This is a genomic window from Croceivirga sp. JEA036 (assembly GCF_011882165.1).
GTDB lineage: Bacteria > Bacteroidota > Bacteroidia > Flavobacteriales > Flavobacteriaceae > Croceivirga.
This window is the reverse complement of the sequence record NZ_JAATON010000004.1, coordinates 282,735-294,220: the sequence shown is the minus strand read 5'-3', so window position 1 is coordinate 294,220 and position 11,486 is coordinate 282,735. Positions and strand designations below refer to the sequence as shown.

The window sequence follows — 11,486 nt, the reverse complement described above, 5'->3', positions numbered from 1 at the left end:
AACTAATTATTCTATAATGAAAAAATTTAATTTATATTCCCTATTCATTTTCTGTGTAGCGCTAGTCTTCACAGGTTGCGATGGCGAGGAAGAGTCAGAGGTGTTACAGAACCGTAAAATTGCCGGGGTAGCAATAAATGTTAGTGGTTTTGGTAAAGTACAAGGTGAACCAGAAGACTTTGATAATCTAGAAGAAAGTGAATTAAGCATCTTAGCCAATGAATTAACTATGGAGGTAAGTGAGAACTCCATAGAAGATGCATCCTTAATTTCTAATTTTGAAGTTGTAAAAACTTTTAATGGAGGAGAAGAAATTCTTGTGGATACTTTCGAAGCCCTTCCATTCACGGTGAACCTATCCGATATAAGTGAATTTGTATCTGGATTAACGGTTACAGAAAACGATTTAAAAATTGGTGATCAGTTTAGATTTACGGTAAAGGTTAACCAAACCAATGGAGAATCTTACTACTACCAAGGACAATCTTTTAATCTTACCGTAAACTGTTTTGCTGATTTAAACGGAACATATTCCGTAACCAATTCGGTTTGTGGTTCTGGCTCAACTGGTACGATACCTCCTATACAGATAACTGAAACACCAGATGGTGCTTGGGAATTGGAAACTGCCGATGGTGGTTTATTACAATATTGTACCTCTAACCCCCTAGTTAATGGAGGAAAGATTACGGTAATTTGCGGTGAAGTTCAACCAACATCAGACGTAGACTATTGTGGTGATTACGGTATTGGTTGTATCCAAGGCGGCACCTGGAATCAAGAAACTGGTGTTCTAGAACTTATCTTGAACGATGATTTCTTTGGCAACGGCGAATACACAGCCACCTATATTAAACAGTAAAAAATCCTTTAAATTACTTACAAAACGCCCTCAAATAATGAGGGCGTTTTTTTATGTATATCTACCAAATCCTCAATGTAAAGAGCATCCATCGTTAATTTTTAGATAAATAACCTTAAAATTAGGTGAATACAGCATTTTGGAAACATCCAATACTATGCATGCATCGTATATTTGCTATAAAATTACACGTTATGAAAAGTCAATATTGTAAAGTGGGTGCTGTGACACCCATTAGCAACGACCCAACTACTCTAGATGCCTTACAATTAAGGTATCAATTATTCTTAGAAAAAGCGAATTTAACAGACATAGATGCTAGACTCGCTGAGTTTTTTATGTCTAAGGCAGAAAGCTTTAAAAAGATAATAGAATCGTTATAAATACATTTTGAGCTGTGCTTCCATAGCCTGCTGCAACGCCTTGGCTTTAGCACCAGCTGCGCTTGCAAAATCCGTGCTATCAGAAGCATAGATTATACCTCTAGAAGAGTTAACCAAAAGACCTATCTCTTGGGTCATTCCATATTGGCATACCTCTTCTAAACTTCCACCTTGTGCTCCTACTCCTGGTACAAGTAGAAAACTATTGGGTACAATTTCTCTTATTTCTTTTAAATAGCTCGCTTTAGTAGCACCCACTACATACATTAAACGGTCTGCATTAGTATATGTGGTTGTTGTACGCAATACTGTTTTGTATAATTCTGTTCCCTCTACGATTTTTGTTTGAAAATCATACGCTCCTTCGTTAGAGGTTAAAGCTAAAACTATGGTATGCTTATTCTCAAAAGCAGTAAAAGGCTCTACTGAATCTTTACCCATATATGGTGCAACTGTGATAGCGTCAAAATTCAACGTTTCAAAAAAAGCCTTTGCGTACCGTGTAGAAGTATTCCCAATATCTCCTCTTTTAGCATCTGCTATAGTAAACTGTTCTGGATATTTATCATTTAAATACGCCATAGTTTTCTCTAAGGACTTCCACCCATCTAAACCATAGGCTTCATAAAACGCGATATTGGGTTTATAGGCTACACAAAATTCATGTGTGGCATCTATAATCGCCTTATTAAAACTAAAAATTGGGTCTTCTTCTTGTAATAAGTGCGGAGGAATCTTTTCTAAATCCGTATCTAGGCCAACACATAAAAAAGACTTTTTACGCTTAATTTGCGCTACTAGTTTTTGAATCTCCATGGGTCTAGAAAATCTCTGATGCTTCTTTTAGTTTCTCGGTATTATTTACCAACATCAATTCATCTATAATCTTTTGTATATCGCCATTTATGATGTTCTGTAAATCGTACAACGTAAGACCAATTCTATGATCGGTAACCCTACCTTGCGGATAATTATACGTTCTAATCTTTGCAGAACGGTCTCCACTACTTACCTGAGAGTTACGTTTAGCCGCATCTTCGGCTTGTTTTTTAGCCAATTCTAAATCGTACAGACGCGCTCTAAGTACCTTAAAGGCCTTGTCTTTGTTTTTGTGTTGTGATTTTTCATCTTGACATTGCGCTACTAAACCGGTAGGTAAGTGAGTTAAACGTACCGCAGAATACGTAGTGTTTACAGACTGCCCTCCAGGACCAGAAGAACAGAAATAATCTATTCTTACGTCTTTTGGGTCTATTTGTACATCAAACTCTTCTGCCTCTGGTATTACCATGACCGTTGCTGCACTGGTATGCACTCTACCCTGTGTTTCGGTTTGTGGAACACGTTGTACACGGTGCACTCCAGCTTCAAATTTTAACGTACCATATACATCTGCACCGCTAACTTCAAAATGGATTTCTTTATAGCCACCAGCTGTACCCTCATTTAAATCTATGATGTTAGTACGCCAACCTTTACTTTCACAGTATTTAGCATACATTCGGTACAAGTCTCCTGCAAAAATACTAGCTTCATCCCCTCCTGTTCCGGCACGGATCTCCATCACCACATCTTTTTCGTCTTCTGGGTCTTTTGGTATTAGCAAGAATTTTATTTCTTCTTCTAACTTCGGCATAGCAGATTTGGCCTCTTCTAACTGCATTTTGGCCATTTCTACCATCTCCGCATCACTACCATCTGCTAATATTTCTTCTGCTTCACTTATATTATTGGTAAGCTCAATATAGGTTTCCCTCCTATCTACCAGCTCCTTAAGGTCTTTATATTCCTTATTTAGCTTTACATAGCGCTTTTGATCCGCTATAACATCGGGCTGTATAATTAGGTCAGCAATCTCATCAAAGCGTTGCTTTACTATGTTCAATTTGTCAAGCATGTTCAATCTTCCTTAGGGCTACGAATTTACAACAAATTCTATCTATTCCTAGTGCTAACCTTAATTTGAATCTACTACAAAAGAAGCTCCTAGCGTAACAATTGTTGCGTTTAATCCATTACTCCTTTGGTAGAAAGCAAGGCGTAAATTCAATGCTTTTAAGCCAAATAATAAAAATCTAGATTTAGTAAAAATGTCTTTATACTGCACTCCAAAACCGTATTGATGCGCCGTATACGTGGACAAATCATAATCTGAGGTGTAATATTGATATGTAGATAGGGCTACATCTTTGGCATAAAAATAATCTGCAGCTGATTGTTGGTAATAACGATAATTTGGATATAGCGTAAATTGTTCTCCAAGTTTTACAGGCGCTTCTAATTGAAAAGTATTAGAGCGTATACCCCAATCGTCATAATAGAAGCGATAAAAAGACCGTAGTACCACATAATCATTCCAATAGTAATTTAGACGAGCAGAAATTGGAATTTTTATACGCGAATTTGGTAATTGTTCCACATTATCCGCTAGTTGAAATTCTTCTTGAAAAAAATCCGCTCTGTCTGCAAAGTATACCCGTTGAAAAGGCGTACTCAGTAATCCGTCTTGATAGATTATCTCCGTACCTAATCTTAATTGTAACTTGGATGATACTATTTGGGAAAATCCTAATCCCAAACTGTATGAATTCCGTTGATTGTTTTGGAAAGCGTCAAACATTGGATCATAACCTATAATTCCATTGCTATAACCTGGCCGCAACTCCACTGGGTATTGTGGATTCCATTTATCTAAATACACTTGACCATTAAAGGACAATTCCGTGTTTTTTTCATTAAACAAATAAGTGTATTCCCCTCCAAAACCAAAAGAAAAATAATCATATTCGTTAGAGACGTAAGCGTTGGCAGACCATATCTTATTTCTGTCTTTAGAACTGTGGACATAAGCTGGATTAAAATACGCCAGAACGTCTCTTCTAGAAGCACCAGAGGAAGCTTGGAAGGCATTACCGGCAGACCTAGAGTCAAATGGGTCTACATTGCTTGAAGACGCAGAAGTATAGGCAGATATGCCAGCATCTAAGGTGAGTATATCATCTTCATTTAGTGGCATTCTTAAAACAATGGTACTCGTAGCGTCTGTTAATTCTTCTGTACCTTCACCACCCGTAACCGCAGCATTGGAGCCATCTTGTGCGTAGTAACTAAAAAGCGTTTCTAACTCCGCTTGCTCTAAAACTCTTTTTTGATATGCCGTATTTGATTGTTGACTTAAAGTGGACAACGAACACAAGAATAACACTAAGCTTAGTTCGTAAATGTATCTAGGTCTCAAAAGGTCTATTTTACTGGAAAGATACGGCAATAATTTCAACCTTAGTTTTATCTAAATTTCTATCAACAGGCATCACGCAAGCTGATGAGACTATAAAAAATCTTCCAAAGAAATTCTAAAAAAACTTAAAGCAATCCCCTTCCGGAGGTTATGGATAAATTTCATCAAAATGAATTATTGTATGGTATGCCTATATACAGAGAATCCTTTAATTACAGCCGCATCCTCCGCCTGTTTTACCTCCGTTAGCACCAGCAGCTCCTTCTCTATACACCTGAAAGGTAGTTTCAAATCGTTCAGTGCTTTTTAAGCCCAGTTGCATCTCATCATCATTAAGATACACTTTTTCGTACTCTTTTACTACCACACAGGAGTTAAGCAAAACTAATAGTAATACTAAAGGTGTTATTCTTTTCATGGTATTTGCTTTACGTCCATCAAGATTCCAGAACTTTTATGAACCTTATTTTCTGCGTCAACAACAACAACCTCAACACCATCTATTTGGTTAATTAGATGCATTCCACTGTCCTTACCCATTATAAAAACCGCTGTAGCTAATGCATCACAAAGTTCTGCTTTTTTCGCAAATACGCTTACGCTATTTATCCCTTTAGCCGGATACCCGGTCCTTGGGTCTATAATATGTGAGTATTTTTCATTATTGATACTTACGAATTTCTCATAATTACCAGAAGTAGCAACCGAAGACTCCACTATTGGCAACCATGAAAAGACTTTTTCTGTATTTAATGGATTAGTGATACCTACCACCCAATTGTCTCCAGAGGCTTGTGCTCCCCATGTGGTTAAATCTCCCGCAGCATTAATAATACCCCCAACAACCCCCTTACTCACCATTAATTCTTTCACCTTATCTGCTGCAAATCCTTTACCTACAGCTCCAAACCCAATACGCATGCCTTTTTTGGTCAAGAATACGGTTTGTTTTTCTTTATTAAGGTGAATATTTTGATATCCTATCTTAGCTATGGAGGTTTTTATTTGCTGTTCTGTAGGTTTGTATTGCATACTACCGTCAAACTTCCATACCTCATCAAGAGATGCGTAAGAAATGTCAAACGCTCCAGAGGTAATTTCTGAAAGTTTAATACTACGCTCAATTAATTGAAATAATTCGGAACTTACCGCAACCGGCTTAATCCCTGCGTATTTGTTTATTTTGGAGGTCTCTGAATCTGGATTCCAAGAAGAAATAAGTTGTTCTAAACGTTGTATTTCTGCAATCGCTTCATTAATATAAATATCACCAATATCTTGGTCCTCCGCGACAACCGTAATCTCAAAACGGGTTCCCATTAATTTGACCACTTTTTTTACGGTAATAGTTTGCTCTTGCGCAGAAAGAGCACCTATTAACATAAAACACACTATGAACAAATATTGCTTCATTTACTTTAGTAAAGATTCTAAATGAGATAAATAAACCGCCGTTTTTTCTTGTCGGTAGCCAGTTTCTGCCAAAACCGTGCCATTTGCATCTAGCAACACTACCAACGGAAAGTATCCCTTAACGTTATACTGCTCAGCTAGCAGCTTATTGGTATTTAAAACTTGCTCCGGTAATTTATTTTTTTTCTTTCTGGGAAAATCTGCTTTGTACAATACGAAATGTTTTTCCGCAAATCGCTGAAATTCTTTGGTTTTCCAAACATTTCGGTCTAATTTAATACACGGTGCACACCAATCAGAACCAGAAAAAACTAGCAGAATAGTTTTGTCTTGATTTTTAGCAAGTGTCTTAGCTTCTTCAAAATTAGTCACCCAATTCTGAGCAGAAACCATGAAGGACATGAAAAGTAAAGAGGGAACTAAAAAGAACTTCATACGCAGCTTATTCAAAAACACGCAGTATGCTGCCTTGTAATTCAGTATTAAAAATCTTGAGTGGATTACTGGTCGTATTTAAATTTAATGAAGTACCGTCCTGAGCAAATTTAGAATTGTGTGTACTACAAATAAAAACACCATCATCAGTGTCAGAAAAATAAATACCCTCCGTTTGTTGGTGACTACAAATTTTACTAGCTGCAATGAGTTGCCCCTCTAAATTACGTGCTACAACTATATCTAGATATTTAAGTTCTGGGCTGGATTTTATAGAAATATAGCCGCCATTTTCTGCCAAAGGCGCCGCTTGCTCACTATTTAAATCTAAGGTAAAGTCCACACCGTCCGTTACTTCAAAGGTTTCCAAGTCTTCTGCATCACTAGAACAACCATTTACACAAGGAAATAGTAAGGCAAATGCGGCTCCTGCTCCAATACTTTTTAAAAATTGTTTTCTTTCCATAGCGTTGAGTTGTAAAGTTAACTTGCTAACGTTTAAAAAGAAAAAATCGTATTAATCATACGTGAAGTTTCCATATTCACTTTGTATGGTCAATTTTTTGGTTTCTGCAGCTTCTACCCTACCTATGATTTGCGCATCCACATTAAACGATTTAGAAATTGCGATGATATCTTCTGCTACTGCTTCATCAACATACAATTCTAAGCGGTGACCACAATTAAACACTTGGTACATCTCTTTCCAATCCGTACCCGATTGTTCCTGTATCAATTTAAATAATGGTGGTACTGGAAAAAGATTGTCTTTTATAACATGTACCTCTTCTACAAAGTGTAGAATTTTTGTCTGTGCACCTCCACTGCAATGCACCATTCCATTAATCTGTTCCGCATTGTACTTTTCTAAAATTGCCTTTACTATGGGCGCATAAGTACGGGTTGGCGACAATACTAATTTACCAGCATCTAGCGGAGCATCCTCAACAACGTCTGTTAATTTTTTGTTTCCAGAATACACTAATTCTGTCGGCACAGCAGCGTCAAAACTCTCCGGATATTTGGTTGCTAAATAGTTAGCAAATACATCGTGGCGCGCAGAAGTTAATCCATTACTACCCATTCCGCCGTTGTATTCTTTTTCATAACTGGCTTTTCCAAAAGAAGCTAAACCAACGATTACATTCCCTGGTTTAATATTGGCGTTATCTATCACTTTTTTACGGGCAACACGGGCAGTCACTGTAGAATCCACTATTATAGTACGTACTAAATCGCCCACATCTGCAGTTTCACCACCTGTGGAATGGATGGTTATACCGTGCGTTTTTAAGTCCGCTATCAATTCTTCTGTCCCATTGATGATGGCAGCAATAACCTCTCCTGGAATTAAATTCTTATTACGCCCTATGGTAGAAGACAACATAATATTATCTGTAGCTCCTACACAAATTAAATCGTCCACATTCATAATCAGCGCGTCTTGCGCAATCCCCTTCCATACACTTACGTCTCCAGTCTCTTTCCAATACATATATGCTAAAGAAGATTTGGTACCAGCACCATCTGCATGCATCACCAAACAATGGTCCTCACTACCGGTTAAGTAATCTGGCACTATTTTACAGAAAGCCTTGGGAAAAAGACCTTTATCTATATTCTTGATAGCGTTGTGCACATCTTCTTTAGCGGCAGAAACGCCTCTTTGCGCATATCTTTTACTGTTCTCTGAGGACATAAAAATGGAATTTTGGCAAAAATACAGATTCCCTTTAGAGTTTAGGCACCTCTGTTAAATAATCCTTAGCCCATATTTTAGCACTGGTCTTCTGGTCCATGTTACCACCTGTGATAACAACCATTACTTTTTGAGGTTTTTTTTGTGTTCTTAACCACTGTAAAACTGCCTCCATAGGCATTGCACATGTTGGCTCTAGCCTAATTTTTAATAAATGAGTTAACCATTGAGTCCAGTAAACTATAGATTCCTCTGCTATTTCATAAAAAGCATCTAGTTGCTTTAAATACTCAAAGGTGATGTCTCCTACAGAAAGGGTCATAGCACCATCTGCTAAGGTATTGGGTACTCCTTGTAGTTTTTGTATACTATTTTTACGTAACGATTCTGCCGCATCATTGGCGTTTAAAGGCTCTACACCTATTGCTTTAATTGTTTCTTTGAATCCTTTAGCAGCAATTAAACTGCCTGAAGCTAAGCCACCGCCACCACAAGGTGTAAAAACTGCTGTAATGCCTTCTATTTCTTCTAACCCTTCTAAAACTGCAGTACCTTGACCACAAATAACTTGCTCGTGATTAAATGGTGGAATCCAGTAAGTTCCCTCTTCTTTAGAGGCCTCTTTAACTAAACTATCCGTGACATTACGGTCTTTACTCAAAACTACCTCTGCACCGTAGGATTTTGTCGCTTTAATTTTTACATCACTGGAATATTCTGGCATATAAATAGTTACCGGTATCCCAAATTGTTTGCCTGCAAAAGCCACAGCTTGTGCATGATTTCCAGAACTATTAGCGATAATTTTTTTAGGCTTTATCCCATTTTCTATTAGCCAACCAACCGTGTTTACACCACCACGAGCTTTAAATGCGCCTACTTTTTGAAAATTTTCGCATTTAAAATAAACCTCATGCCCTAACCAAGTATTCAACAGGGTAGAGGTCAAAACCGGGGTTTTAACAATGTAGGGAGAAATACGCTTTTGTGCTGCGCGAATATCTGAAAGAGAAAGGGCCATTCCTTAGTGTTTTTACAAAAGTAAGAATAGCCCTTTTAAATTTGTTATTTGATAAAAAGGAGTTCTCGATATTTGGTCAAAGGCCAATACTCATCCGATACTATTTTTTCTAAAGCATCTAAATGTGAACGTACCTCTTTAAAATAAGGAACAATAGTATCACAATAAGCCTTTGCTTTTTTGGCTACGGTTGCCATATTATCTGCACGTTCCATAGCTTCTGTCATATTATCTACCAACTTTTTGGCTTGCACCATGTGCTCTCCCATTTGCTCCACAATGTTTAGTTGAGGCTCCGTAATAGTTTTATGAGCTGCACCATACACCTCTTTTAAACCTGCAACATTTTGTAGAAGCAGATTTTGATATTTAACCGCCGCTGGGAAGATGTAGGTATACACCAATTCTTTAAATATTCTACCTTCTATTTGTATGTGGTGCACATAATTACCCAGCTCAACTTCTTGGTGTGCTTTTAATTCTGTAGCGCTCATTACTTGTGTGTTGGCAAATAATTCTTCGCTTTCTTTTGAAGTTAAAATCTGTAAAGCTTCTGGGGTATTCTTGTTGTTGCTTAATTTACGTAAACGGGCTTCTTCTTGCCAGTTAAAGCTGTAACCATCACCATCAAAGCGAATACGCTTAGAGGTCTTAATGTACTCTCTTAACACATTAAAAACCGCCTCGTCTTTTTTAAGTTTTTTCTTATCTATTAAAGTATCTACCTCTTTTTTAAACTCCTTAAGCTGCTGCGCCATTATGGTGTTTAAAATAGTCATAGGTTTGCCGCAGTTCATTTTAGCTCCTACCCCACGCATTTCAAACTTATTTCCTGTAAATGCAAATGGCGATGTTCTATTCCTATCCGTATTATCTAACAAAATTTCTGGAATTTTGCCTACCACGTTAAGCTTTAACTCGGTTTTCTCTTGAGGCGATAGTTTTCCTTTAGAAACACCTTCTAGTTCATCCAACACATCTGCCAATTGTTGGCCTATAAAAATAGAAATTATAGCTGGCGGCGCTTCATTAGAACCCAATCTATGGTCATTACTTGCAGAAGCAATGGAAGAGCGCAATAACTCTTCATAATTATCTACTGCCTTAATTGTATTTACAAAAAAGGTGAGGAATTGTAGATTTTTCATTGGGGTAGTCCCCGGACTCAACAAATTTACGCCCGTATCTGTACTAAGAGACCAGTTGTTGTGCTTACCAGAACCATTAATCCCTGCAAAAGGCTTTTCATGGAACAGAACTTTAAAATTATGCTTGTCTGCAATCTCATCCATAATATCCATTAGCAATAAGTTATGGTCTACAGAAAGATTCGCTTCTTCAAAAACAGGAGCAACTTCAAACTGGTTAGGTGCAACTTCATTATGTCTTGTTTTAACTGGAATACCTAAAAGCATGCTCTCCTTTTCTAGCTCGCTCATAAAAGCTAACACCCTACTTGGTATCACTCCAAAATAATGGTCATCTAGTTGCTGCCCCTTAGCTGCAGAACTCCCAACAAGCGTTCTACCCGTCATTAGAATGTCTGGTCTTGATTGTGCCAAAGCCTTGTCTACCAAAAAGTATTCTTGCTCCCAACCTAGCGTAGCATAAACCTTCTTTACATTTTTATCAAAATATTGCGCTACGGAGGTAGCAGCCTCATCCACCGCATGCAATGCTCTTAATAACGGCGCTTTATTATCTAAAGCCTCTCCCGTGTAAGCCACAAAAATAGTGGGAATACATAGCGTAGTTTTATAAATAAAAGCAGGAGATGTAGGGTCCCATGCCGTATATCCACGAGCTTCGAACGTGTTGCGAATTCCGCCGCTAGGAAAACTACTAGCATCTGGTTCTTGCTGTACTAGTTGGCTACCACCAAATTTTTCCATGGCCTTACCATCACTTCTTAAATCAAAAAAAGCGTCATGTTTTTCTGCTGTTGCGCCAGTTAAGGGTTGAAACCAGTGCGTATAATGTGTTGCGCCCATACTTAGCGCCCAAGCTTTCATTCCCTCAGCAACTTGGTCAGCCACCTTTCTATCAATCTTACTACCAGAAAAAATAGCTGCTTGTACTTTTTGGTACGCATCCTCTGTCAAGAATTGCAACATCTTTTCATCATTAAAAACATGCTTCGCAAAAAGAGCCGAACGCTTATCTGTTTCAGATATAACAAATGGCTTCCGTTTGTTGCTTTCTGTTATCGCCTCAAATCTCATTCGTAACTAGAATTTTATAATTATATATCCCAAAATTTACATTTTCTTTAAAATGATGGGTGTTTTTTTAAGATTACATAACAAACCCCCTTGTGCAAGGGGGTGCTTCATAATTTTAACAAAGATACACCCTTTTTACCCTTTAAAATTACCCAAGGTTCATTTTAAATTATAAATTTGTGTACTTGAATTTATAAAGTTATAACGACCAAA

The 11,486-nt window shown here is 37.6% G+C and carries 12 protein-coding genes; 2 read left to right on the top strand and 10 right to left on the bottom strand.

Translation table 11 applies throughout. The annotated features are described in order from the left end of the window. Positions 1-16 precede the first annotated feature (16 nt). A complete protein-coding gene (locus HCO57_RS12655) occupies positions 17-862 on the top strand; it encodes a hypothetical protein (protein ID WP_167989318.1) in 846 nt (281 codons plus the stop codon). Between the two features lie 194 nt (positions 863-1,056). Continuing rightward, positions 1,057-1,245: a hypothetical protein gene (locus HCO57_RS12650; RefSeq protein ID WP_167989317.1), complete on the top strand. Its 189-nt coding sequence runs from the start codon at positions 1,057-1,059 to the stop codon at positions 1,243-1,245. On the opposite strand, the gene pyrF is transcribed toward HCO57_RS12650, so the two are convergent. From pyrF to HCO57_RS12600, 10 genes are all read right to left on the bottom strand, one after another. Next, positions 1,240-2,061: an orotidine-5'-phosphate decarboxylase gene (pyrF, locus tag HCO57_RS12645; RefSeq protein WP_167989316.1), complete on the bottom strand. Its 822-nt coding sequence runs from the start codon at positions 2,059-2,061 to the stop codon at positions 1,240-1,242. The two genes, HCO57_RS12650 and pyrF, sit on opposite strands and share 6 nt — an antisense overlap. Positions 2,062-2,065: 4 nt before the next feature. Beyond that, the gene (prfA, locus tag HCO57_RS12640) at positions 2,066-3,142 is read right to left on the bottom strand and encodes a peptide chain release factor 1 (protein WP_136951328.1); all 1,077 of its coding nucleotides are present in this window, start codon (positions 3,140-3,142) and stop codon (positions 2,066-2,068) included. 60 nt (positions 3,143-3,202) lie between these two features. Continuing rightward, complete coding sequence (locus HCO57_RS12635; protein WP_209066158.1) at positions 3,203-4,483, bottom strand: DUF3570 domain-containing protein; 1,281 nt, start codon at positions 4,481-4,483, stop codon at positions 3,203-3,205. Between the two features lie 208 nt (positions 4,484-4,691). Beyond that, complete coding sequence (locus HCO57_RS12630) at positions 4,692-4,901, bottom strand: DUF4266 domain-containing protein (RefSeq protein WP_136951329.1); 210 nt, start codon at positions 4,899-4,901, stop codon at positions 4,692-4,694. Then, positions 4,898-5,896, bottom strand: a complete 999-nt coding sequence (locus HCO57_RS12625; RefSeq protein WP_167989315.1) for an FAD:protein FMN transferase — start codon at positions 5,894-5,896, stop codon at positions 4,898-4,900. The genes HCO57_RS12630 and HCO57_RS12625 overlap by 4 nt, the downstream gene beginning before the upstream one ends. Further along, the gene (locus tag HCO57_RS12620) at positions 5,897-6,331 is read right to left on the bottom strand and encodes a thioredoxin family protein (RefSeq protein WP_167989314.1); all 435 of its coding nucleotides are present in this window, start codon (positions 6,329-6,331) and stop codon (positions 5,897-5,899) included. It lies immediately after the preceding gene. A gap of 7 nt (positions 6,332-6,338) precedes the next feature. Beyond that, positions 6,339-6,797: a Rieske 2Fe-2S domain-containing protein gene (locus HCO57_RS12615; protein ID WP_136951331.1), complete on the bottom strand. Its 459-nt coding sequence runs from the start codon at positions 6,795-6,797 to the stop codon at positions 6,339-6,341. A gap of 51 nt (positions 6,798-6,848) precedes the next feature. After that, complete coding sequence (locus HCO57_RS12610; RefSeq protein ID WP_167989313.1) at positions 6,849-8,030, bottom strand: AIR synthase related protein; 1,182 nt, start codon at positions 8,028-8,030, stop codon at positions 6,849-6,851. Between the two features lie 34 nt (positions 8,031-8,064). After that, complete coding sequence (locus tag HCO57_RS12605; protein ID WP_136951333.1) at positions 8,065-9,051, bottom strand: serine/threonine dehydratase; 987 nt, start codon at positions 9,049-9,051, stop codon at positions 8,065-8,067. 44 nt (positions 9,052-9,095) lie between these two features. Continuing rightward, a complete protein-coding gene (locus HCO57_RS12600; protein ID WP_136951334.1) occupies positions 9,096-11,273 on the bottom strand; it encodes a glutamine synthetase III in 2,178 nt (725 codons plus the stop codon). Between the last annotated feature and the right edge of the window lie 213 nt (positions 11,274-11,486).